Raw genomic sequence first — 22201 nt, 5'->3', positions numbered from 1 at the left:
CGACCCGTCGTCGCATCAGCGCACCTCGGCGACCACGTCCCGGATGGCCTCGACGACGATCTCGGGCTGGTCACGCATCACCAGGTGCCCGCTCTCGGCAGCGACCACCAGCCGGCTCGCGCTCGAGAGGTCGAGGAGCCGGCGCTGCCCGTCCTGCCAGATCGCCTCGACCTCCTGCCCGGCCTCGGTGCTGAGCCCGGCCGCCGCGTAGTCCTGAGCGACGCCGCGGGCGACGACCACCAGGGGCAGTCCTCCCAGATCCTGGCCGCGGACGGCGTCCTCGGTCGAGCCGACGAGGTCCGCCTCCTCCTGGCGCACCCGGAAGAACTCCGGGTCTGCGACGACGTCGACGAACCTGTCCTGGTCCTCCGGATCGACGCTGCCGGCCAGCAGGGTCCCGGCGAAGAGCCGCATCGCCCCGGTCTCGGTGAGCGCCGACAGCAACCAGACGGGCGGGTTCCCTGCGAAGCCCTCGGCCTCGAGGATCGGCGCCGTCCGGGCCGCGTCGTCCTCCGGGCGGGCGTCGACGAGCACGAGGCCCGTCACCTCGTCCGGGTAGCGCTCGGCGAAGAGCCGGGAGAACAGACCGCCCATCGAGTGCCCGACGAGGACGTACGGACCGTCGAGGCCTGCTGCCGTGAGGGCGTCGTGCAGCTCGGCGACGATGTGCTCGCCGGTCCGCGAGGTTGTGGCCGGCTCGCTCCACCCGGTGCCTGCTCTGTCGTACGAGACGACCGTCGCGACGTGGGCGAGCCCCGCCGGGACGTCGCGCCACGACAGGCTGGTCTCCCCGCTGCCCGCCTCGAGCACGACGACGGGTGCCCCGGCGGGCCCCGGGGTCACCTGGAGGTGCAGGGACGTCGTCCCGACGTCGACGAGCACACCCGGAGCCGGGAACCTGTCGGCCGCCCCGGCCGAGGCGACCCGCTCGTAGACCACCCCGGCGAGGACCAGGAGGACGAGCACGACAAGAAGCCCGGTGACGGCCCTCGTGAGGCGGCGCCCGAGACTGCGGCGAAGACGGGAGGGACGGGGAGCGCGGGCAGGACGGGGAGGACGTAGGGCGTGTGAGGTCGACATCCCTCGATCGTGGTCGCCGGGGTGCCGTCCTCGCGTCGGCTGACCAGGCGACCCGATGTCGCCCGATCGGCCGACAGGCCGGCGGACCCGGCGCCCGGCAGGACCTCGGTCACCGCGACCGCGGCGCCCTCAGGTGACGACCTCGCCCGATGCCCGCGGGCTGGGGTCCCGGGGGCCTGCGACGACCTCAGGACTTGAGGGCCTGAGCCAGCATCACGAGGATGCCGCTCGGACCACGCAGGTACGTGAGCCTGTACAGGTCCTCGTAGGTGGCGACCCCGCGGAGCGGGTAGCAGCCGTGCGTCGCGGCGATCGCGAGGGCAGCGTCGAGGTCGTCGACCGAGAAGGCGACCCTGTGCATGCCGATCTGGTGCGGCAGCGTCGGCTCGGTCTCGAGGGCCACCGGGTGGATGTACTCGAAGAGCTCGAGGCGCCCCTGACCGTCGGGGGTCTCGAGCATCGCGATGCGTGCGTGGTTGCCGTCGAGCCCGACAGCGGTGTCAGCCCACTCGCCGCTGACGGTGTCCCGGCCGATCGCGGTCAGGCCGAGGTCGGTGAAGAAGGCGACCGTGGCGTCCAGGTCTCGGACGGCGATCCCGACGTTCTCGAGCTTGATGGTCATAGGGGAACGCTAGCGCCGTCAGCGCGCAGCCGACAGACCCAGCCTCGGTCGCGGTCTTACCTGCCGACGTCGGGCGTCAGAGCATCCCCGTGAGCACCCCGCCGTCCGCTCGGACCGTCGCCCCGTTCGTCGCCGACGCGAGAGGGCTCGCCAGGTAGGCGACGAGCGAGGCGATCTCGTCAGGGTCGATGAAGCGTTCGAGGAGCGTCGTCCGGTTCTGACCGATGATCGAGGCCTTGACCGCGTCTTCGGGCGCGGACTGGGCTGCTGCGACCGACCGGACCACGTCTGCGACACCGTCCGAGTAGGTCGGGCCGCCGAGGACGGTGTTGACCGTCACGGCTGTGCCGCGGGTGCGCTTGGCGAGGCCGTTGCCGAGCGCGATCATCGCGGCCTTGGTGACCCCGTAGTGGATCATGTCGGCCGGGACGTTCACCCCGGACTCGCTGCTGATGAACACGATGCGGCCCCGACCGCGCTCGAGCATCCCCGGCAGCACCTGACGGGAGAGCCGTACCCCGCTCATCAGGTTCACCTCGAGGTAGCGCATCCACTCGTCGTCGGTCACCGACTCGAGCTCCGCGAGTCCGAAGAGGCCGACGTTGTTGACGAGGACGTCGACGTCTCCGAGCTCGTCGACGAGCGACCTCACCGACGCAGGGTCGGTGAAGTCCGCGACGATCCCGCGGTGATCAGCGCCAGGGTGAGCGCGTCGCAGGTCGGCGACGACAGCGTCGACAGTCTCCTGGGTGCGCCCGTTGACGACGACCCTCGCGCCTTCGGCGGCGAGCCTCGACGCCACGGCACGGCCGATGCCCCGGGTCGACCCGCTGATGAATGCCGTCATGCCGTGCAGCTGCAGATCCATGAGCTCTCCTCTGACTCTCCCCGACATGACTTGCCTGGGAAAGTCAGACTACGGAGATTTGCTTGCCTGAGCAAGTCCGTAGACTGGGCGCATGCCCGCCTCCTCGTCCGGTCTCAGCCGTGATCACCTCGCCGCCTGGGCCTCCTTGGCCACCGTGCTCGAACGCCTCCCGACAGCACTCGACGCCCAGCTGCGGCGGGACCACGACCTGAGCCACTACGAGCACGGGCTGCTCTACGCGCTCGACAGCTCGACCGAGAGGTCGCTGCGCATGAGCACACTCGCCGGCTATGCCAGCAGCACGCTGTCCAGGCTGTCGCGGGCGATCTCCCGGCTGGAGACGAAGGGCTGGGTCCAGCGCTCCCCAGACCCGACCGACGGTCGCTTCACCCTCGCGATCCTCACGGACGAGGGGCACGACCTCGTCGTCCGCTCGACACCCGCGCACCACGCCCTCGTCGAGGAGCTCGTCTTCGCCCCGCTCTCCGAGGCACAGGTGCACCAGCTCGCGACCATCAGCGCGGCGGTCGCGACGACCATCGACCCGACTGCCGCCTGGACGCCGCCGGAGCACGGCTGAGGAAGACCTCCGAGCACGCGGGACCACGTGCGGCTCGGCGACCATGAGCAGCTCGCCATCATGTGCGGCTCGGCGGCCGCAGGTCCTGCCTCTCGGAGCGTCGCGACCTCGCGGTACGGTCTGCGGATGACCACTCCCCCCGACGACGCGCGACGCGGCTCTCGCACCGTCGAGTGGTGGGACCGCCAGCAGGTCCCGCTCTACCTTCTCGCCATCGCCATGGGTGCGGCCATCGGCTCGGCCCTCCCTCAGGTGGCGTCGACGCTCGAGCAGGCGATCACCCCGGCACTCGCGCTGCTGCTCTTCGCGACGTTCTCGGGCGTCCCGCTCATCGAGGTGGGCCGGGCCTTCCGGGACCTGAGGTTCTTGACCACGGTCCTCCTGGCGAACTTCCTCGTCGTGCCCGTCGTGGTCTTCGGGCTCTCGCGGTTCGTCGCGGACGACCAGGGGCTGCTGCTCGGTGTGCTCCTCGTGCTCCTGACCCCGTGCGTCGACTACGTCATCGTCTTCACGGGGCTCGCAGGCGGAGCACGTGCGAGGCTGCTGGCTGCCGCTCCCCTGCTGATGCTCGTCCAGATGCTCCTGCTGCCGGTCTACCTCTCTCTCTTCGCAGGTCCTGAGGTCCTCGAGGTCGTCGACGTGCGCCCCTTCGTCGAGGCCTTCGTCGTGCTGATCCTCGTCCCCCTCGCAGCGGCTGCCGGAGTCCAGGCCCTCGCCCGGGGCCGGCGGGGACAGCGTGACCGTCGAACCATCGGGGCGATCGCCGGAGGAGCCGTCGAGAGGGCGACGGCCGCAGCGATGGTCCCGCTGATGATGCTCACCCTCGTGGTCGTCGTCGGGTCGCAGATCGCAGCCGTCGGTGCCGAGGTGCGCTTCCTCGCGCGCGTCCTGCCGCTCTACGTGGCCTTCGTCGTGGTCGCCGTGGCCGTCGGAGTCCTCGCGAGCCGCGTCGCACGCCTGGACGTCCCCGCAGCCCGGGCCGCAGTGTTCTCGGTCGCGACCCGCAACTCCCTCGTCGTCCTGCCGCTCGCGCTCGCCCTCCCCGAGAGCCTCTCGATCGCACCCCTCGCGGTCGTCACGCAGACCCTCGTCGAGCTCGTCGCGATGGTGGTCCTCGTGCGGGTCGTGCCTCTCGTGGTCCGGGACACAGGAGCCACGCACTCACGCTGACCCCTCCCGCCGCGTCAGCGGCTGGAGGCAGGCCTGAGACCGTCGAGCAGCACCTGGACGAGGAGCGAACGGTCGTCGGGCGAGCCGAGACGCACAGCGTGCTCGATCCCGCAGACGAGGTGCGCGAGGTGGTCGACAGTGAGGTCGGCCCTGACGGCCCCGGCATCGCGAGCAGCCTCGAGCACGGAGGCGAAGGTCTCGAAGATCTCGCGCTTGGCCTCCCGGACAGACTCCGTCTCGTCCTCGGGCGAGAGGAGCACCGCCTGGAGACCACCGTCCTCGAGCTGGAGCGCGAGGGCAGAGCGCAGGTAGAGCGCGAGACCTGCTCCCGGGTCGGGGTCTGCTGCTGCCCGACGAGACGTCACGAGCATCTCGTCGAGAGTCTCGGCGGAGAGCGCCTCGACAAGAGCATGGACCGTCGGGAAGTGCCTGTAGACCGTCCCGACCCCGACTCCGGCGTCGCGGGCGACGTCGTTGAGCCGCAGGGCTGCGCGGTCGTGGGTCCGGGCGACCTCGAGGATCCGCGCTCTGCTGCGCGCGGCATCGGAGCGGAGGGCTGACATACGACCACCCTACTCCAAACGGATGGCGTATCCGTTCTTGTGCTAGCGTCCAGATGGATAAGTCATCCACTTGAGAGACGAGGACTTCATGACCTGGGACCCTTCGCGCCTGCCAGACCAGACCGGGCGCACTGTCGTCGTCACCGGCGCCACGGCCGGGATCGGCTACTTCGCCGCGGAGCAGCTCGCCGCGGCCGGTGCCGACGTCGTGCTCGCCTCGCGCTCGCAGGACAAGCTCCGACGCGCCGCTGACGCTGTCCGCAGCCGGGCGCCCCACGCATCGGTGCGGACCGTCGTGCTCGAGCTCGGGTCGTCGGCCTCGGTCGACGCGGCCGCTGCCGAGCTCGCCGCGCTCCCCCGCCTGGACGCCCTCCTGCTCAACGGCGGCGTGATGAGCATGGATCGGACCGCCACGACCGAGGACGGGCTGCCGCTCATCCTCGGGACCCACGTCGCCGCGAGCGCGAGGCTGCTGGCACGGCTGCTGCCGTCCCTCGCCGCGACAGCCTCCGCGCACGGGAGCCTGAGCCGGGTCGTCCACACCTCGACGGGCTTCGTCCAGATGCTCCGTCTGCGCACCGACGACCTGCAGCACGTGCCGAGGCTGGGGATCACGGCGTACACCAAGGCCAAGACCGCGACCGAGATCTTCGCCTTCGAGCTCGACCGCAGGCTCCGCGCCGCTGGCTTGCCCGTCGCCTCCGTGGTGACCCGGCCGGGCGTGGGGGTCGACGCGAAGACCCCCGAGCGCCCGGGGGTCCGGGATGCGACGACACCCTACCAGCGCAACCCCTACACCCCGTGGGCGCAGGGGAAGGACACCGCCGCCTGGTCAGCGGTCAGGGCGCTCACCGACCCGCAGGTGAGCGGCGGCGAGTACTTCTCGCCGAGCGGGAGGCTGCGGGGCGCCCCCGTCTCGATCCCGCTGCCGGCCAGGACCGCCGCCCCGGCCGGCGACACCGCTGAGCGCCTGTGGCGCCAGGTCGAAGACCTCGCGGGCGTGACGATCGACGTCGCCGACCTCGCCTCACGTCCAGCTCCGTAGGCACCGCACCAGGTCAACGGCCCCCGGTGAGCCTCCTGCTGCGCTGGGCGACCCCAGCGGTCCCGTAGGGGTAGTCGTCGACCTGCGGCGCGCTCGCGTCGGTCAGCCGGGTGGTCTCGTCCTCGGTCAGCACGAGGTCGGCTGCCGCGAGGTTGTCGCTCAGCTGCTCGACGGTCCGGGCACCGAGGATCACCGAGGTGACGGCCGGCCTGTCGGCGAGCCAGGACAGCGCGACCTGCGAGGCGGAGACGCCACGGGCGTCGGCGATCTCGCGGAGCGTGTCGACCACGCGCCAGGTGCGCTCGTCGTCGTTGCGGCCCTGCCACGCCTCCATGCCGCGCTGCGGGTTCTCGCCCAGACGCGTCGCACCCGAGGGCGGGACGTCGCGCTCGTACTTGCCGGTGAGCCATCCGCCCGCGAGCGGCGACCAGGGCAGCAGCCCGATCCCGGCGTCGAGGGAGGCGGGCACGACCTCGTGCTCGATGTCGCGGACCAGCAGGTTGTACTGCGGCTGGAGCGTCACGGGCGCTGCCCAGCCGTGGGCGGCGGCGGTGTGCACGGCCTTGGTCAGCTGCCAGCCGAGGTAGTTGGAGAACCCGTAGTACGAGATCTTGCCGGCCGTCACGGCGTCGTCGAGGAACCTCAGCGTCTCCTCGAGCGGGGTCACGGCGTCCCAGGCGTGCATCTGGTAGAGGTCGACGTGCTCGACCCCGAGCCGCCGCAGCGACGCGTCGAGGGCGTCGCGCAGGTGGCGCCTGGAGAGCCCGAGATCGTTGGGGCCCTCCCCCATGGGGAAGCGGCCCTTCGTCGCCAGGACGACCTGCGAGGCCTCGGTCGGGTGCGTGGCGAGCCAGCGCCCGATGATCTCCTCCGAGGCACCGCCGCTGTAGACGTCGGCGGTGTCGACGAAGGTGCCGCCAGCCTCGACGAAGGTCTCGAGGATCGCGCCGGAGGTGGCTTCGTCGGCCTCCGAGCCGAAGGTCATGGTCCCGAGGCAGTGGCTGGACACGACTGCGCCGCTGCGGCCGAGGGTGCGGTACTGCATGGAGGACTCCTGTGTCGTCGAAAGTGTGGGACCCGTCCAGCCTCTCCCGCTCGTCGCAGGACCGCCAGCGGGCCGAGGTCCGCCCGCGTAGACTCGGGCGACCAGCCGCGCGCCAGCGGCCGAGAGCCGGGGGGCACGCATGAGACGACCGCAGAACCGATCGATGCACCCGTGGGGCGCCTGGATCGGTGTCGCGTACATCGCCCTCGGCGCCTGGTGGTTCGTCGACGGCGCGACGACACTGGGCGCGTGCTTCGCGGTCCTCGGCATCGCATCCATCGTGGTGCACCGCCGACGCTCCGCAGCCACCACCGCGTCGGAGGCACCACGGTGAGCAACCTCCCGCGCATCTCCACGGTCCCCGTCGAGGCCTGGACCGGCCCCGAGGACGATCCTGTCCCCGTGTGGCGTCGGATCGCCTCCTTCGCCGCCCCCTTCGCCGTGGTCGCGCTCGTCTGGGCCTTCGTGCCGTGGGCTGCGCCGTGGCTCGTCGTCGCTGTGGTCGCCGTCGTGGCCGTCGTCCAGACCGTCCGCGACGTCCGCAGGGCGCAAAGACGAGGCCGCCGCGCCTCCTAGTCAGCGCGAACCCGGAGGCGAACAGCCACCGCTGCTCGAACACCTGTACGATCGGTGGATGACCAGCAGACCGCTGCTGCACGCCGACGCCGACGCGTTCTTCGCCTCGGTCGCCCTGCGCGGGCGACCCGACCTCGTGGGTGTGCCGGTCGCCGTGGTCGCGCACGTCTTCGTCGCGAGCGCGAGCTATCCGGCGCGTGCTCTCGGCGTCACCAGCGGCATGCTGGCCGACGAGGCACTGCGACGACACCCGGGGCTGGTGCTGCTCGACGTGCCGCGCGCGGAGGTCGAAGAGGTCGGCGACGCCCTGTTCGACCTCTTCCACGAGTGCGCCCAGGCGGTCGAGCCCGGGTCGGTCGAGGAGGCCTTCCTCGACGTCGGGACCGACGACTGGGACGAGGCCGTCGAGGCCGGCCGCACGCTCAGGCGCCGTGCTGCCCACGAGCTCGGCATCCCGGTGAGCGTCGGGGTCGGTCGCACCAAGCTCATGGCGAAGCTCGCCTCGCGGGCCGCGAAGCCCGACGGGCTGCACGTCATCAGCCCGCAGCAGGAGACGTCGCTGCGCAGCTCCCTCGCCCTCGCCGACGTCTGGGGCGTGGGGGCGACGACCCGAGAGCGCCTGGCCCACCTCGGCGTGGAGCACCTCGCCGACCTCGACACCGTCCCACGCGCCATGCTCCAGCAGTCCTGCGGCACGGCGATGGCACGCAGGCTCTGGCAGATCCGCGAGGGCACGGACGACGCGACCGTGCGCACGGTCGAGGCCCGGTCGACCCTCACCGCCGAGGGGTCGACCTCCGGCTACGGTCGCGCGGACAAGAGCACCGGGCAGGTCGTCGACGCGTGCGTCGAGAGGGTGTGCCACCGGGCTGCCCGGGCCGGGCTCGTCGCGACGGGTCTGGCTCTCGCGCTGCGGTCGGAGGGAGCCGGGGCGGCGACGGTGCTGCGACGAGGTGGCGATGCCACGGCCGACCCGAAGGTGTGGCGCACGGTCGCGCATGATCTCCTCCGGCCTGACGAGGCACCGGCGGCCACGACGGTCAGAGCCACGCTCACCGGCCTCCTGCCGTCAGACCGGGTCCAGCCGACGCTCTTCTGAGCCTCGGTCAGGAGATCGTCAAGGTCACATCGCTCCTGGGTCTGGGCCGCATCGGCACGACGAGGCCCCGACCGCGACGGTCGGGGCCTCGTCGTGCTGCGCCGTCTCGCTCGTCCGCGAGATCTCAGCCGGTCACGGGCATGTCAGGGCGTCGAGCCCTGCACGGTGTCGCGCGACTCCTGGGCCTGCCCCTGGACGGACTCCTGGGCGTGCTGCGCCTGGTCCTTGACCTGCTCGGCACCGTGACGAGCCTCTTCGGCCACGTTCTGGGCCCCGCTCGTCGCGGTCTGCTTGACGCTCTGCGCACCGGCAGCGGCGGTCTCCTTGACTGCTGCGGCGGCCTCGGTCGCCGGCTGCTGGAGGGCGTTGCCGATGTCCCGAGCAGCGTCCTTGACCTCCTGGGCGGCGTGCTGGACGCCCTCGTCCTCCTTGACCGTCCGGACCGCGTCCTTCTCGGTCCGGCTGGCGGGCAGCATCGCAGCGGCGAGCATGCCAGCCCCGAAGGCGACCAGCCCGGCGGCCAGGGGGTTGCCCTGCGCCTTGCGGCGGACGTCGCCGGGAGCGTTCCTGGCGGCGTCAGCGGCCGAGCTCCCCGCGTCGCGGACGCTCTGCGCAGCGCCGTGCGCGGCGTCGCTCGCAGAGTCGCCAGCACCCGATGCGGCGCCGAAGACCTTGTCCTTGACGTCGCTCACGGCGGAGCGCACCTTGTCAGTCTGGCGCTGGGCGATCTTGGAAGGGCTAACCTTCTCCTCCAGGTTGTCGACGTCCTCGCTGAGCGCAGCGCGGGTCGCCTCGATGTCGGCGCGGATCTGGTCCGGGTCGTTGGTCGTCATGATCGTTCCTGTCCTTTGAGCGCGTCGGGGATCTTCTTGAGGGAGTCCGCGGTCTGCGGGAGGCCCTTCGTCTTCTGGAGCTCCTTCTTGCCTCGGAGCGCCAGCACAGCCGCGATCACGGCCCAGATGAGCGTGACGATCAGCGCGGCCCAGCCGAGGGCCGGTTCGCGGTCGCCCTCGCCGAGGAGGGCACCGAGCACCCACCAGAGCGTCAGCGAGAGGAAGAGCAGCACGAAGTGCGCCGCCCAGGCCGCTCCACCGAGCAGGCCCGCGCCCGTCCCGGCCTTCTTGGCGCTCTCGGTCGCCTCGGCCTTCGCGAGGGCGACCTCTTGCCGGATGAGCGTCGACAGGTCGCGGGTGACCTCGCCGAACAGCTGGCCGACGCTGGCGTCCATCGGGTCGTGCGGTGGCGGCGGCGGGGCGGCAGCCGGTGGTACCGAAGGAGGGGTGGTCATCGCAGCTCACCGCCGTCGAGCGTGGTCGCTCCGGGCTGAGAAGAGGTGGGGACGTGCCCCGCGGTCCGAGTCCCGTCAGCGCTCGTGGTGCCCGTGCCGTAGCCCGACTCGGTCCCGTGCTCGCTGCCGGCCCCGTAGCCGGCCTCGGCGGTCGACCCGCTCGGGACCGCCCCGCCGGCGTAGCCCGTCGTGCCGTAGCCGTCGACGGACGGTGACGGCACCGGGGGCACCCCGCCGTCTGACGCAGCCCAGGCCGAGGTCCCCTCACCCGAGGTGGCGGTCGACGACCGTGCACCGCTCGTGCTCGTCCCCGAGGTCGAGCCCGTGCTCGTGCTCGTGCTCGTCGAGGAGCTGCCCGAGTCGTCCTTGAGGCTGCGGGCCACGCGACCGGCGACCAGGCCGAGCCCGGCTGCGATCGCCAAGAACGTCCCAGGGGACCGACGCGCGAACCGCGAGACGTCGCCGAGCACCTCCTCGGGGCTGCGGTCCTCGAGCCAGGTGCTCGCGGTCGAGAGGTACCCGGAGGCTCGGCGCGCGAGGTCGCTCGCGATGCCCGGGTCGTCGCTGGCCGACGCCATGGTGCTCAGCTCGTCCGAGACCGTCTTGGCGCCGAGGGAGAGCCGCTGCAGCTGGACACCGGCTCCCTCCGCGAGCTCGGACCGGCTCTGCTGCCACAGGTCACGGACCTGGGTCTTGGCCTCGGCCAGGGTCTCCTTGACACGCTCGGTCGCCTCGGCCGTCGTGTCGTGGGCCATCGACTTCTCGGCGTCGAGCACGGAGCTGGCCGCACCCTTCGCGGACGACGCGAGGTCGGAGGCCTCGTCCTTCGCCGTCCCGGCGACCGACGCCGCCTCGTCCTTGGCGGTCTCGGCGACGTGCGCCGCCTTCTCACGGGCTCCGCCGGAGCTGTCGTCGCTGGAGTCACCGTCGGTGTCGCCGGACCCGTTGGTCGTCGCCACGTCGACAGCCCCGTCCCCCGGTGCGAGCTCGTCGATCGACGGCTCTTCTTCGAAGCGCGTGCCGCCGAAAACGGTGTCCTCCGGGGCGGTGTCACGGTGAGCACCGCCGTAGCCGTCACCGCCCGGGGCCGTCGGGGCTGGCGGGACAGAGCCGTATCCCGCCGAGGTCTGAGGCTCCACGGGGTCGGTCGGGTACCGCGGGCTGCTGTAGGGATCCGTCATGATCGTTCCTCTCAGGTGTGCAGGCGATGCTGGAGAGGAGGCGCCCGGGACCAGCCCGGGCGCCTCGGTCAGGTAGCTGTCAGGTCAGGACTTCTCTGACGGCGGGATCGGTCCGTAGACCGGCTGGACCTCGGCCATCTCGATGTCGGCCGTCGCCTGGATGAGCGAGAGCAGCTCGGGGTCGAGGCCGGGTGCGAACTCTTCGAAGCGCTCCTCGGCGATCGTCGAGGGCACGCCCTCAGGGGCCTGCTCGGTCGCGTCGAGCTCGGTGCCGTCGTTCGACGGCGACATGCCGCGGAAGATCTTCCCGGCCTCGGAGAGCCCGGTGAGGTCGAAGGTGTACTGCTTGCTCTGCAGACCGAGGTCCACGAGCTTCTTCACCTCGGGGAACTTCTCGGCGTTGGTCTTCGGGATCGGCAGCAGCTTGCCCCAGTCCACACCCAGGGTCTCGAGGGCCTTGGCGTAGGCGTTCTCGTGGGCCTGGTCACGGACGATGAGGTACGAGATCGTCGAGCGCGCCGTCTTGTTCTCGGTCATCTCGTAGATCCGGCACTTCTGCAGGCGTCCCGTGGACTCGAGCATGAGGTTGTACAGCAGGTCGAGCACGAGGTTGCCGGAGTTGTAGACGTAGCTGCCGCTCCACGGGTTGCCCGCAGAGTCGACGGGCAGGGCGCCCTGCGCGGCCACGAGGTAGTGGTGGATGTTCCCCTCGTCGAGAGCCATCCGCAGCGGGATGTCGCCGCCGCCGCCCGGGGAGTCGAGCGGGTCGGTCTTCTTGCCGTTGTAGCGGGGAGAGCCGTCGAGCAGGCGGGAGATGGTCGTCCCGATGAGCTCGACGTGGCTGATCTCCTCGGTGCCGATGCCCTGGAGCAGGTCGCGGTAGGGCTTCCCAGCAGCACCACGGAAGTTCATGCTCTGGAACAGGTACTGCATCATGGTCCGCATCTCGCCGAACTGGCCGCCGAGTCCCTCCTGGAGGGCGTTCGCTGCTGCCGGGTCGGGCTCGTCGGGGATGATCTCGTGGATGAGTCGCTGGACGTGCAGGTACACGGTGGTTCCCTTCGTCGTGCTCCCGCGGCCTGCCGGGGGACGAGCGCACGAGGGTGCGCTCGACCACCCCGGTGGCTCGAGAGAGTCGGGGTGCTGAGGGTGGGAGAGGTGGTGCTGATCAGCGCGCTGCGTCGCGTCGCTCGGAGCCTCGCCGCCGTCATGACGAGGGATGACCGGCTGCCCTGTCCGGGTCCAGCGGGTCTTCACCCACTGTAGGACCGGCGGTGGCTCTGCGCGCGGCGAGGCCCGCGCGCACCCCGACGAGGTCGCTCGTCGACGAGAGGAGCCAGGTCCGCACGGTGCGGTGACCTCGCGACCCAGCACGGTCTGTCGCGAGGACCGCTGCGTGGGTCCCGGCGGAGCAACCCGTGGGATCATGCTCGGGTGCGTATCTTCGTCGCCGGCGGGTCCGGTGTCCTCGGCCGAGCCGTCATCCCTCTGCTGGCGGGGCAGGGGCACGAGATCACCGCCACCTCCCGCTCGTCGAGCAAGGCTGGTCTGCTCCGTGGCCTCGGCGCGACCGCGGTCCCGCTCGACGCCTTCGACCGCGAGGCGACCATCGCGGCCGTCGCCGGGGCTCGCCCGGACGCGGTCCTGCACCTCATGACCGACCTCGGCACCGGAGACTCGGCGAGCAACGCCAGGCTGCGGACCCTCGGCACGAGGAACCTCGTCGACGCCGCCCGGGCGAGCGGCGTCTCCAGGTTCGTCGGCCAGAGCATCGCCTGGGTCTACCCACCGGCGACCGACCCGGCGACCGAGACGGACCCGCTCGACCTGGACGCCGCGGAGCCTCGCCGGACGACTGTCGCCGCCGTCACCGAGCTCGAGGGCGCGGTCCGGGAGCTGGCGGGCGGGGTGGTCCTCCGGTGCGGCCAGCTGTACGGACCTGAGACCTGGTACTCCCGCGACGGGCGGTACGGCCACGCCGCACGTGACGGTGAGCTTGTCGCGACGGAGACCGTGACGTCCTTCGTCCATGTCTCGGACGTCGCCCGGGCAGTGGTCCTCGCCCTCGGGTGGGAGGGCGGGGTGTGGAACATCGTCGACGACGAGCCTGCATCCGGGGTCGAGTGGGCCACGGGCTTCGCGCGCGCTCTCGGTGCGCCTGCACCTCGGCAGAGCACCTCCGGAGACGTCGGCCGCCCCGTGTCCAACGCTCGCGCCACCCGCGGCGGGCTCGCCCTCGCCCATCCTTCCTGGCGCGACGGCTTCACCACTCTCTAGGCCCTGTCGCACGCCCCGGGCGGCTGGGCACGGTCTGAGGCTCGCGCGTGACCGGGCGAATCTGGCGCGTCAGTCGATCGACTCCACGAGGCTCGGGTCCGTCGGGTCGGCCTTCTGCGTCGAGTTCACCCTGCGGTCGACGCGGTGCGTGGTCATGGTCTGCGCGACCTCGTCGGAGGAGGCTGTGACGCGGTCGGTCATCGTCTCCTTGTCCGCGAGAGCATCAGGGCTCAGCCACTCGCCCCAGAGGTCGGGGAGCACGAACACCGGCATCCTGTCGTGGATCTCGCCCGAGGCGTCCCGGGCCTCGCGGGTGATCACCGTGTAGGTGAGCGCCCACTCCCCCGATGCCGGGTCCTTGCGGGCGGCGTAGAGCCCTGCGGCGGCGAGCGGTCCGTCGGCGTGGATGTAGTGCGGCTGCTTGCCGCTCGGGGTGGTCTCCCACTCGTAGTAGCCGGTCATCGGCACGAGGCAGCGCTGGCTCGTGAACGCGGAACGGAACATGCCCGAGGTCGCCACGGTCTCGAGCCGCGCGTTGATCGGTCGTGGTCCGGAGTCCTTGGCCCACCCTGGACGCAGACCCCAGCGGGCGTAGTCGACCTCGCGGTGCAGCTCGTCGTCGAGCAGCCGCTCCCGGACGACCGGTGCGGGGTCGCTCGGCGCGACCGAGAAGAGGCCGGCCCAGTCGTAGGCCGTACCGGGGTTCGCGTCGAAGAACGCCATGAGGTCGTCGATCGCGATGTCGCTCGCGTACCTGCCGCACATGCTCCTGAGCGTAGGACGCACCGTGCCCACGGTCCAGGCCTCAGGATGCACGTTTCTTCACGATGTTGCACGTTCATGCGCTATTCTTCGAGCATGACGACCTCACTGATGATCGTGATCGCCGGCCCCTACGCCTCTGGGACCGGTGGCGACCCTGCTCTCGTGCGCCGGAACCTCGACAGGCTCGAAGAGGCGGCCTGGCCTCTCTTCGAGGCGGGCCACCTGCCGATGATCGGCGAGTGGGTAGCACTCCCTGTCCTCGCCAGCGCGGGCGCGAGCGGGCCTGACCACCCGCTCGCGGCCCAGGTCATGTACCCGACGGCCGCGCGGCTGCTCGAGCGCTGCGACGCTGTGCTCAGGCTCCCGGGTGAGTCACGGGGTGCCGACCAGGACGTGGCGATCGCCCGCGAGCGCGGCATCCCCGTCTACACAGACCTCTCCGAGGTCCCCGGGGTCGGGGCCCGCCCTGCAGGCACTGTCACTCTCTGACCCCACCTCGTGCCGGCGCGGCGAGGACCGTCGCCGGTGACGACCGGGGCGTGAGCTCGACCCGGTGAGCCCCGCAGGTGCAGCGGACGTACACGACCAGCCCTTCGCTCGTCGTGTGGGAGGACAGTCGGGACCACTCGTGGGTGTGCATGGACCCATGTTGATGTCATGAGTCAGGGGCATTCAACCATTACAGTCGAGAGATGATCTTCGATCACGACCACCAGGTCGGTCCGCTGCTCGCAGCGGCTCTCGTCAACGCGGACGGCGAGGAGAGCCTCGAAGGGCTGCTCGTGGAGCACCGCATCCGCCGCCCCGCCCTGTCACCTACCGACGCTCACGAGGTCGGCGCCTGGGCGGTGCGCCTGCGGCAGGTCTTCGAGGCCGAGAGCCCCGACGACAGGTGCGCCCGCGTGAACGCGCTTCTCGCCGAGATCTCGGGCGCGCTCTACCTCTCGACGCACGACGGCACCCCGCCGCACCTCCACCTCGCGCCCGACACAGACGGCATCACGGCACGGGTGCGCGCTGTCACCGCGGGAGGTCTGGCCTTCTTCATCGCCTCGGCGCACGGGCGACGCTTCGGCCTCTGCGCCCGCGAGCGCTGCGACCGTGCGTTCGTCGACGTGTCGCGCGGCGGACGCCAGCGCTACTGCAGCGCCCGCTGCGGCAACACCGACGCCGTCGCGCGGCACCGTCGAGCGCACGGCTGAACCGAGCATGCGGATCACGCCCCCGGGTCTTCGCCCTCAGCTGCCTCGCTCAGGGGTGAGGTCCAGCCGCCCGGCGGGCGAGGCACCTGAGCACCTCGTCGTAGACCTCCCCGTCGATCCGCCCTTCTCGCAGGGCAGCATCGAGCGTCTCGAAATAGCTCGTGGCCAGGGCCAGGTGGTCGTCGGCGCAGTCGGCCCGGCGGGCCTCCTCGAAGGGCCACGCCGCGAGCCGCGCGAGCCTCTCGTCGGTCGGGTCCTCGCCGACCCCGTCGACGAGCTTCTCGAGGTCGTCGCCGCACGGACCTGGCACGCCGCTCCGGCTCCGTCGTCCCGTCTCGCCTCGAGAGGTCATCGCACCGGTGCATCCCGGCGAGACGCTCCGCGGAGCCCCACCAGCGCGTCGACCACCAGGAAGGCCACGAGGCTCAGACCCACGAGCGGCAAGAACGTCCCGAGGGCAGCCGCACCGACGAGCGCGACGACCACGGCCCACCACGGGGCGCGCCGCAGCACCCCGCGCTCGGGCGGCTTGCCGACGCGACGGGGCCCGCGCCTGGGGCGGCGCTGCCACCACATCACGTAGCCCCACACGACCATCGCGGCGATCGCGGACCCTGCGACGAACAGCACGAGCTGGTTGGCGAGGCCGAACATCGACCCCATGTGCAGGTCGATCCCCCACCGGCTGAGCTTCGCGACGAGCGAGAAGTCGTCGAAGTCCACCCTGTCGACCACCTGCATGGTCTGCCCGTCGATCGCGACGGCGTCGACCTCGGTCGGGTACGACCTCTGGATCTCCTGCACCACCCAGGCTGTCCCTGCCTCGGTGGGTGGTCGGATCTCGACGAGCCCGGTGTCCACGTTCACGTCCTGCGCGATCGCGAGCACGGAGTCGAAGGCACCTCGGCTGACGGCAGCCGGGGCGACAGTCCCTGCTGGTGCGCCGCCGCCGTGGTGGCCCGCGTGCTCGTCCGGAGCATCACCACCCGCACCGCTGAGGTCTGTGCTCACCGCCGGGGTCGTCCACCCCACAGCTGCCCGCAGGTCCGAGACGTTGCCGCCTCCGTGCTCGGACCAGGTGATGCCCGTCGCGGAGAGGAACAGTGCGACCCCCACGACCCACAGGCCCGTGGTCGTGTGCCGCGACCTCGTCCTGGCATAGCCCGGGCCCGCCACGGCCGGTCGCCGCGCCGTCTTCAGGTGCGTCTTCATCAGCTGCGACCTCTTCAGCTGCGACTTCTTCCGCCGGGCACGCCAGCGCTGCGTCCCCCACAGCGCCAGGCCAGCCACCGCCACCACTCCCAGCCAGGACGCCGCGAGCTCGCTGTAGAGCCGACCCGGCTCCCCCAGGTGCAACGACCTGTGCAGCTGGGTCACCCACGTCCGCACGGGCAGCGCACCCGAGGTGCCGTAGGCGGTGAGGTCACCACGGATCTCGGCCGTCGCCGGGTCGACGAAGACCGCACGGGTCTCGCTCGCCCCGAGGTCGTCGCCCGCGTACATGACCCGCGTCGTGTCTCCGGGCTCAGGCGCCGGCCGGACGGCGACCAGCTGCTCGTCGGGTCCGACGTAGGCGTCGGCAGCGAGGATCTGCTCGCGCAGCGCGAGCTGGCTCGCCGCCGCCGGGGCGTGCAGCTCGTGGTCGTACACCGCCTGCTCGACCTGCGGGGTCAGCGCGTAGAGCGCGCCGCTCGCCGCGGCCACCAGGACGAAGGGACCGACGAACACCCCGGCGTAGAAGTGCAGCCGCAGCAGGAGCGGCGAGAGCCAGCCCGCACGGCGGGGCTGGCGTGCAAGGTCCGTCCCTGACGGCCGGTCTGCCGACGGCGCCCCGTCGAGCAGGACCGGACCTCGAGGCTCACCGGCGTCACCGGTCGCGCTCACGAGCCGTCACCGTCCCCGTCCCCGTCCCCGTCCCCGTCCCCGTCCCCGTCCCCGTCCCCGTCCCCGTCCCCGAGCAGCGTCTCCCCGACGAACCCGCCCTCGGAGCACCCTGGCGGGATCGCGAAGACCGCCGACCCGATCGGCGTGGTCCACTCGTTGAGCAGGTCGAGCTCGTCGAGCCTGCGCTGGAGCGGGACGAACTGCGCGTCGACGTCGGCCTGGAAGGAGACGAACAGCAGACCCGAGCTCGAGACCTGGTCGCCCGTCGGGGCGTCGTCGTAGTTGTAGCCCCTGCGGAAGATCCGCTCGGATGTGTCGTCCGAGCGCGCGCGCCGGACGTGCGAGAACTCGGGGATCACCGGGAAGCCGATCTCCGTGGTCGCCTCGAAGTCGGGCTCGTCGTGCTCACGGGTCCCGGTGAGCGGGGCGCCTGTCGACAAGAACCGCCCGGTCGACTGCTCCCGCCCGCTGCGGTCGAGACGGTCCCAGGCGTCGAGGTCCATGCTGATCCGCCGCACCACCATGCTGGTGCCCCCCGCGAGCCACCCGTCGCCGATCCAGACCAGGTCGTCGAAGTCTGCCGTCGTCGGAGCAGGGTTGACCGTGCCGTCGACCTGGCCGAAGAGGTTGCGCATGGTGGTCCCGGACCTCTCCGAGCCGTGCGCGCGCCGGAACCCCGACTGGGTCCACCGCACGGTGGTCAGGCTCCGGGCGTCCTTGAGCAGCATCCGCTGGGCGTGGGCGACCGTGAAGGCATCGTCCGCGCCGATCTGGAGCAGCAGGTCGCCGTCGTTCCAGACGTCCTCGAGCCTGTCGACCCCGAAGGCGGGCAGCGGGCGCAGCCACGTCGGCAGCACCCCGGTCGAGGACCCGTCAGGCATACCCCGCCGGACCAGCTCGGGTCCGAAGCCGAAGGTGACGGTGAGCCGGGCCGGGACCTGCGCGAGCTCAGGCTCAGAGTCGGCGAGGGCTGGCGCCCCCTGGGTGAGCCTGGCCGCGTCGTCGGAGAGGATCCGCAGCAGGCGGCGCAAGCCGTCGCGGTCTACCTCGGGCCGCAGGTCGAGCGCCACCAGGGTCACGTGCGCTTGGGGTGGGGTCTCGATGCCCGCCTGGTGCGTCCCGTAGAACGGGACGGTGAGCCCTCCGTTGAGGGCCTGCTCGGCTTCGGAGGTCTCAGAGCCGCGGCCGTCGCGCCGGACGAGGGTGTCGGTGCCGATCGCAGCGACGGCCCCGATCCCGGCGACAGCCCCTCCGAAGAGGAGCTGCCGCCGGGTGGGACCACCGCGACCGGGCTCGTTGGCCTGGTCGCGGCCCATCACTCGTCGCCTGCGTCGGGTGCGTCCGTGGCGCCCGGGGTCGTGGTGGCGTCGCCTGAGTCGCCGTGGTCCATGCCCTCCATGCCTTCCATGTCGTCGCCGCCCTCGTAGCTCTCGTTCGCGCCCGCGTAGTCCTTGGCGGGCGCCGTGAAGTCGAGGGTCGACTCGTCGGAGAAGGTCAGCGTGAAGGTCACCTCGTCGCCTGCGACGACAGGCTCGACGAGGTCCATGAGCATGATGTGGTTGCCGCCCGGCGCGAGCACGAGGTCGCCCCCGGCGGGGACGGTGAACCCGCCGTCCTTCTCGCGCATGACCATGGAGCCGCTCTCGTTCTCGACGGTCTCGTGGAGCTCGAGCGCAGTCGAGGCAGGGGTCGTGACCGAGACGACGGTGACGTCCTCGGGCCCGGAGTTGGTGATGTCGCCGAAGGCAGCCGACATGCCGCTGTCGGCCGCCTTGACCCACGGGTCGTCGACGGACACCGAGTCGGCGGCAGAGCCGCTCGTGGCAGACCCCGTCCCTGACGGTGCGGAGTCAGCGCTGCTGCACCCGGCGAGCGCGACGAGCGCCGCGACCGAGAGCGCGACTGTCGGAAGGTGGCGTCGGCCGGGGGTGGTGGGACGGGTCGACGAGGAGAGACGGCGGGTGATGAGGAGACGTGCAGACATAGGAGTTCCTTCAGTTCAATTCGAGGGGAGCCGGACGGAGACGTCAGAGCGACGCGTCGTCGGGCGGGGAGGGGTGGCGGCGCGAGGGGCGCACGGCCACCCAGAAGACGAGCGATGCGGCCAGAGCACCCAGGACTCCGACGACGACAGGCCGCACCCAGCCCGGACCGGCCTCCGGGTCCGCGGCCGAGACGGCGACCTCGGGCTGCTCGCCAGCCGAGCCGGCCGCCGGCTCCGCGTCCGAGCTGTCGGACGGGTCCGCCGGAGCAGCCGACCCCGTCTCGGAGCCCGAGGCCGGAGCGGCGTCACCCACGGAGAACGGGATGACCCCGGTGATGGGGTGCCCGTCGGAGGAAACCACCCGCCACCGGACCTCGTACGACCCGTCAGGGACGTCGTCGGCGAGCTCGGTGACCACGTCGGGGCCGTCGAGCACAGGGTCGCCGACGGTCCAGGTGGTCCCGGCGTCGTCGGCGACGATCACCGCAGGGCCGATGGCCAGGATCTCGTCGGAGAACCTCAGCGTCACCTCGGTCGGGGCGACGTCGAGGCGCTCTCCCACACCGGGAGAGCTGTCGAGCAGCTGGTCGTGCGCGGCTGCCGGCTGCGCGGCGACCGCGACGAAGAGCGCGAGGAGCGCTCCTGTCCCGGCCGTGCGCGAGGCAGCACGGGATGAGCGTGCAGTCATGGGGGTTACGACCTTCGTCGAAGGTCCGCGAGCACCAGCGGGCACCCCGTCGAGCACGACGACCAGGCCCGTCGCCCGGAGGGCAGCGAGCAGCACCACCACGGCAGCTCGGTGGCGAGCACCGTCACCGAGGGTGACGAGCGCAGCACCGACGTCCAGTGGCAGGCAAGGAGTCGTGAGAGACGAAGCGTCCGGCAGGCAGGCGCGGAGACGTCAGGAGTCAGCACACCCCGCGCCGTCGAGAAGACGGGCGGGTGCTGACAGGGGGGTCTCAGGCCAGCGCGAGCGCCGGCGGACCGCGCCTGACGACGCACGACCGCACCACGGAGAGCGGTGCCGGGACCCAGACACCCTCGTCGCCCGACAGCGCGGCCCGCGGGTGCGCGGGCAGCACCAAGAGCCTGACGACAGGCAAGAGCAGGAAGGACACGAGACGGTCGGCCAGCCCCGTGAGCCGGGCGAGGACGACCTCACCACGGCGGAGCGTCACGACGGTCAGGGCGGCCGCAGCAGCGTGCGCCAGCATCATCCAGAGACCGCCGTGACCGGCGTGGCCCGCGTGGGTCGCAGAACCAGCCGCAGAGCCGACGGACAGGACGACGGGATCGACACCGTGCCCGGCGTGCGGACCAGCACCGCCCACGACGGCGACGGTCGCGCTGCTCGCGGCACCCACGACGAAGAGCGTGTGGAACAGCAGCTGGCTCAGCGCGACGGAGACCGACAGCCGCAACCACGAGCGTCGCAGGCCGGCGAGGGCGATCGAGGCCGAGGTCGCGAAGACCAGCGGGACGAGGACCCCGAGCGGACCGGGCATCGCGCCGCCTGCGAGCACGTGGGAGGCGAGGGCGACGAAGGTCGAGAAGACTGCGGCGAGCGCGCCGCGGCCGAGGCGAGCCGGACGCGAGACGGAACGGGCGGGCACGCCTAGCACCTGCTCCCCGGTCGTCTGCATGACCTAGATCCTAGGGGACGCTCGAGGAGACAGGAGGGACCGAGAGCGCCCAGCTGTTCATCGCGTCGAGCACTGACCGGAGCTGTCCGCCCACCTCGGTGAGCTCGTAGACGACCCGTGGCGGGATCTCGGCGTACGCCGTCCGGGTCACCAGCCCGTTGCGCTCGAACTGCCGGAGCCGGTTGGTGAGCGTGTGCGCGCTGATCCCGGGGAGGCGGTCTCTGATCTGAGTGAACCGGAGCGGCCCGTGCAGCAGCTCGCGCACGATGAGCGTCGCCCAGGGGCCGTCGAGCAGGACGAGGAACCGGGCGACCCCGCACTCAGGGGCTTCGTCGACATCTCTCACGAGGTCGATCGTAGTCCGTCGGTGCAGTTGACGTAACCGATGCATCGCATGCACTAATGGCTCCCATGACCTACATCGTCCACGGCGCCACTGGCGCCCAGGGAACCCCCGTCGCCTCCCTCCTCTCCGCTGCCGGCCACCACGTGACCGCCGCAGTCCGCACCCCGAGCACCTACGCGGGCCCCGGCGCAGCTGTCGCCGTCGACCTCTCCGACACCGCCTCCCTCGTCGAGGCCTACTCCGGGGCAGAGGGCGTCTTCGTCCACCTGCCGATCGGCTCCCCCGACCAGCAGGTGGCCCACGCCCGCACCATCGCCGACGCGGTCGACGCCGCGCGCCCGGGACGCGTCGTCCTGTCGACCAGCGGGTACACCCTCGACGACCCCGCCAGCGCCGTGAGCATCCTGGCCGAGCGCCTGTCCGCCTCGGGGGTGTCGAGCGCCGTCGTCCAGCCCCGCCTGTACCTCGAGAACCTGCTGCTGCCCGTCGTCGTGGGCCCGGTCCAGCAGGACGGCGTGCTCGGCTACCCGGTCCGCGAGGACTACGCGGTGTCGTGGAGCTCGCACCTCGACGTCGCCGACGTCGTGCTGCGCCTCCTGGAGGACCGGGCGATCACCGGGATCGTCGGTGTCGGCGCACTGCCCGGCCTGCTCGGGTCGGACCTGGCCCAGGGCTTCGCCGAGCACCTCGGACGCCCCGTCCGCTTCGAGGCCATCACCCCCGACGCCTTCGAGCAGCTCATCACGCCCCTCTTCGGTCCTGCCGCGTCGTCGGTCGTCGACTCCTACAGGTGGCGCGCGACGCAGCCCCACGAGCTGGTCGACGAGGAGACCAGCGCGCAGCGCCGGCTCGGGATCACGCCGCGGACCGTCGCCCAGTGGCTGGGTGACATCGGCGTGTGAGCCGCGAGCGCCGAGGCGCGACGCACGAGAGCGGGGTCCTGGACCGTCGGCCCAGGACCCCGCTCTCGTCGGCTCGGCAGC

27 protein-coding genes are annotated in these 22201 nt (G+C 71.8%); 10 read left to right on the top strand and 17 right to left on the bottom strand.

Going from position 1 to position 22201, the window contains the following annotated elements; all coding sequences use genetic code 11:
- Window positions 1-15: 15 nt before the first annotated feature.
- The 3 genes from SANBI_RS05930 to SANBI_RS05920 all read right to left on the bottom strand — a co-directional run bounded on the left by SANBI_RS05930 (window position 16) and on the right by SANBI_RS05920 (window position 2570).
- Window positions 16-966, bottom strand: coding sequence for an alpha/beta fold hydrolase (locus tag SANBI_RS05930; protein WP_319159862.1), 951 nt, complete (start codon window positions 964-966; stop codon window positions 16-18).
- A gap of 301 nt (window positions 967-1267) precedes the next feature.
- Entirely contained in the window at window positions 1268-1702 is a 435-nt protein-coding gene (locus SANBI_RS05925) for a VOC family protein (protein WP_319159859.1), read from the bottom strand.
- A 76-nt stretch (window positions 1703-1778) separates the two neighbouring features.
- Window positions 1779-2570, bottom strand: coding sequence for an SDR family NAD(P)-dependent oxidoreductase (locus SANBI_RS05920; protein WP_319159857.1), 792 nt, complete (start codon window positions 2568-2570; stop codon window positions 1779-1781).
- Between the two features lie 91 nt (window positions 2571-2661).
- Here SANBI_RS05920 and SANBI_RS05915 point away from each other — a divergent pair, with 91 nt between their 5' ends.
- On the top strand, window positions 2662-3150 hold the full coding sequence (locus tag SANBI_RS05915) for a MarR family winged helix-turn-helix transcriptional regulator (RefSeq protein ID WP_319159854.1): 489 nt from the start codon (window positions 2662-2664) through the stop codon (window positions 3148-3150).
- Between the two features lie 126 nt (window positions 3151-3276).
- Window positions 3277-4320, top strand: a complete 1044-nt coding sequence (locus tag SANBI_RS05910) for an arsenic resistance protein (protein ID WP_319159853.1) — start codon at window positions 3277-3279, stop codon at window positions 4318-4320.
- 14 nt (window positions 4321-4334) lie between these two features.
- Here the strand turns inward: SANBI_RS05910 and SANBI_RS05905 are convergent, their stop codons facing one another.
- Complete coding sequence (locus tag SANBI_RS05905) at window positions 4335-4883, bottom strand: TetR/AcrR family transcriptional regulator (protein WP_319159851.1); 549 nt, start codon at window positions 4881-4883, stop codon at window positions 4335-4337.
- Between the two features lie 88 nt (window positions 4884-4971).
- On the opposite strand from SANBI_RS05905, the gene SANBI_RS05900 reads away from it, so the two are divergent.
- Complete coding sequence (locus tag SANBI_RS05900; protein ID WP_319159848.1) at window positions 4972-5928, top strand: SDR family NAD(P)-dependent oxidoreductase; 957 nt, start codon at window positions 4972-4974, stop codon at window positions 5926-5928.
- 13 nt (window positions 5929-5941) lie between these two features.
- Here SANBI_RS05900 and SANBI_RS05895 read toward each other — a convergent pair whose 3' ends face one another.
- Window positions 5942-6973: an aldo/keto reductase gene (locus tag SANBI_RS05895; RefSeq protein ID WP_319159845.1), complete on the bottom strand. Its 1032-nt coding sequence runs from the start codon at window positions 6971-6973 to the stop codon at window positions 5942-5944.
- Window positions 6974-7136: 163 nt separating this feature from the next.
- Between SANBI_RS05895 and SANBI_RS05890 the strand changes: the two genes are divergently transcribed.
- The 3 genes from SANBI_RS05890 to SANBI_RS05880 are packed head-to-tail and all read left to right on the top strand — an operon-like array spanning window position 7137 to window position 8648.
- Complete coding sequence (locus SANBI_RS05890) at window positions 7137-7307, top strand: hypothetical protein (RefSeq protein WP_319159843.1); 171 nt, start codon at window positions 7137-7139, stop codon at window positions 7305-7307.
- Window positions 7304-7549 carry a hypothetical protein gene (locus SANBI_RS05885; protein WP_319159840.1) on the top strand — a complete coding sequence of 82 codons (246 nt, stop codon included), beginning with the start codon at window positions 7304-7306 and terminating at the stop codon, window positions 7547-7549. Before SANBI_RS05890 ends, SANBI_RS05885 begins: the two co-directional genes overlap by 4 nt.
- 58 nt (window positions 7550-7607) lie before the next feature.
- On the top strand, window positions 7608-8648 hold the full coding sequence (locus SANBI_RS05880; RefSeq protein ID WP_319159838.1) for a DNA polymerase Y family protein: 1041 nt from the start codon (window positions 7608-7610) through the stop codon (window positions 8646-8648).
- Between the two features lie 143 nt (window positions 8649-8791).
- On the opposite strand, the gene SANBI_RS05875 is transcribed toward SANBI_RS05880, so the two are convergent.
- The 4 genes from SANBI_RS05875 to SANBI_RS05860 form a co-directional block, all read right to left on the bottom strand.
- Window positions 8792-9481, bottom strand: coding sequence for a DUF3618 domain-containing protein (locus tag SANBI_RS05875; protein WP_319159836.1), 690 nt, complete (start codon window positions 9479-9481; stop codon window positions 8792-8794).
- Window positions 9478-9936: a phage holin family protein gene (locus SANBI_RS05870; RefSeq protein ID WP_408669741.1), complete on the bottom strand. Its 459-nt coding sequence runs from the start codon at window positions 9934-9936 to the stop codon at window positions 9478-9480. The genes SANBI_RS05875 and SANBI_RS05870 overlap by 4 nt, the downstream gene beginning before the upstream one ends.
- Complete coding sequence (locus tag SANBI_RS05865) at window positions 9933-11117, bottom strand: hypothetical protein (protein WP_319159834.1); 1185 nt, start codon at window positions 11115-11117, stop codon at window positions 9933-9935. Before SANBI_RS05865 ends, SANBI_RS05870 begins: the two co-directional genes overlap by 4 nt.
- An 84-nt stretch (window positions 11118-11201) precedes the next feature.
- On the bottom strand, window positions 11202-12167 hold the full coding sequence (locus SANBI_RS05860; RefSeq protein WP_319159832.1) for a manganese catalase family protein: 966 nt from the start codon (window positions 12165-12167) through the stop codon (window positions 11202-11204).
- Between the two features lie 384 nt (window positions 12168-12551).
- On the opposite strand from SANBI_RS05860, the gene SANBI_RS05855 reads away from it, so the two are divergent.
- Window positions 12552-13394, top strand: coding sequence for an NAD-dependent epimerase/dehydratase family protein (locus SANBI_RS05855; protein WP_319159830.1), 843 nt, complete (start codon window positions 12552-12554; stop codon window positions 13392-13394).
- 69 nt (window positions 13395-13463) lie between these two features.
- Here the strand turns inward: SANBI_RS05855 and SANBI_RS05850 are convergent, their stop codons facing one another.
- The gene (locus SANBI_RS05850) at window positions 13464-14159 is read right to left on the bottom strand and encodes an SOS response-associated peptidase (protein WP_319159829.1); all 696 of its coding nucleotides are present in this window, start codon (window positions 14157-14159) and stop codon (window positions 13464-13466) included.
- A gap of 93 nt (window positions 14160-14252) precedes the next feature.
- Here SANBI_RS05850 and SANBI_RS05845 point away from each other — a divergent pair, with 93 nt between their 5' ends.
- Together SANBI_RS05845 and SANBI_RS05840 are read left to right on the top strand one after the other, a co-directional pair.
- A complete protein-coding gene (locus SANBI_RS05845; RefSeq protein WP_319159827.1) occupies window positions 14253-14648 on the top strand; it encodes a DUF4406 domain-containing protein in 396 nt (131 codons plus the stop codon).
- Window positions 14649-14851: 203 nt separating this feature from the next.
- Window positions 14852-15361, top strand: coding sequence for a CGNR zinc finger domain-containing protein (locus SANBI_RS05840; RefSeq protein WP_319159824.1), 510 nt, complete (start codon window positions 14852-14854; stop codon window positions 15359-15361).
- Between the two features lie 49 nt (window positions 15362-15410).
- Here SANBI_RS05840 and SANBI_RS05835 read toward each other — a convergent pair whose 3' ends face one another.
- The 7 genes from SANBI_RS05835 to SANBI_RS05805 all read right to left on the bottom strand — a co-directional run bounded on the left by SANBI_RS05835 (window position 15411) and on the right by SANBI_RS05805 (window position 21218).
- Window positions 15411-15671 (bottom strand): hypothetical protein, encoded by a 261-nt coding sequence (locus tag SANBI_RS05835; RefSeq protein ID WP_319159822.1) that lies wholly within the window; start codon window positions 15669-15671, stop codon window positions 15411-15413.
- A gap of 38 nt (window positions 15672-15709) precedes the next feature.
- Window positions 15710-17245, bottom strand: coding sequence for a PepSY-associated TM helix domain-containing protein (locus SANBI_RS05830; protein ID WP_319159818.1), 1536 nt, complete (start codon window positions 17243-17245; stop codon window positions 15710-15712).
- Entirely contained in the window at window positions 17242-18561 is a 1320-nt protein-coding gene (locus SANBI_RS05825) for a Dyp-type peroxidase (RefSeq protein ID WP_319159816.1), read from the bottom strand. Before SANBI_RS05825 ends, SANBI_RS05830 begins: the two co-directional genes overlap by 4 nt.
- A complete protein-coding gene (locus SANBI_RS05820; protein ID WP_319159814.1) occupies window positions 18561-19229 on the bottom strand; it encodes a copper chaperone PCu(A)C in 669 nt (222 codons plus the stop codon). The genes SANBI_RS05825 and SANBI_RS05820 overlap by 1 nt, the downstream gene beginning before the upstream one ends.
- A 43-nt stretch (window positions 19230-19272) precedes the next feature.
- Window positions 19273-19917 (bottom strand): copper resistance protein CopC, encoded by a 645-nt coding sequence (locus SANBI_RS05815; RefSeq protein ID WP_319159812.1) that lies wholly within the window; start codon window positions 19915-19917, stop codon window positions 19273-19275.
- Between the two features lie 271 nt (window positions 19918-20188).
- Complete coding sequence (locus SANBI_RS05810) at window positions 20189-20872, bottom strand: hypothetical protein (RefSeq protein WP_319159810.1); 684 nt, start codon at window positions 20870-20872, stop codon at window positions 20189-20191.
- Window positions 20873-20882: 10 nt separating this feature from the next.
- Window positions 20883-21218: a winged helix-turn-helix transcriptional regulator gene (locus SANBI_RS05805; protein ID WP_319159808.1), complete on the bottom strand. Its 336-nt coding sequence runs from the start codon at window positions 21216-21218 to the stop codon at window positions 20883-20885.
- Window positions 21219-21283: 65 nt separating this feature from the next.
- Between SANBI_RS05805 and SANBI_RS05800 the strand changes: the two genes are divergently transcribed.
- Entirely contained in the window at window positions 21284-22120 is an 837-nt protein-coding gene (locus SANBI_RS05800) for an SDR family oxidoreductase (protein WP_319159806.1), read from the top strand.
- The last annotated feature ends 81 nt before the right edge of the window (window positions 22121-22201 follow it).

The organism is Sanguibacter biliveldensis (assembly GCF_033798665.1).
GTDB lineage: Bacteria > Actinomycetota > Actinomycetes > Actinomycetales > Cellulomonadaceae > Sanguibacter > Sanguibacter inulinus.
The sequence above is the reverse complement of the archived record's forward strand: the minus strand, read 5'-3'. Positions and strand labels throughout refer to the sequence as shown.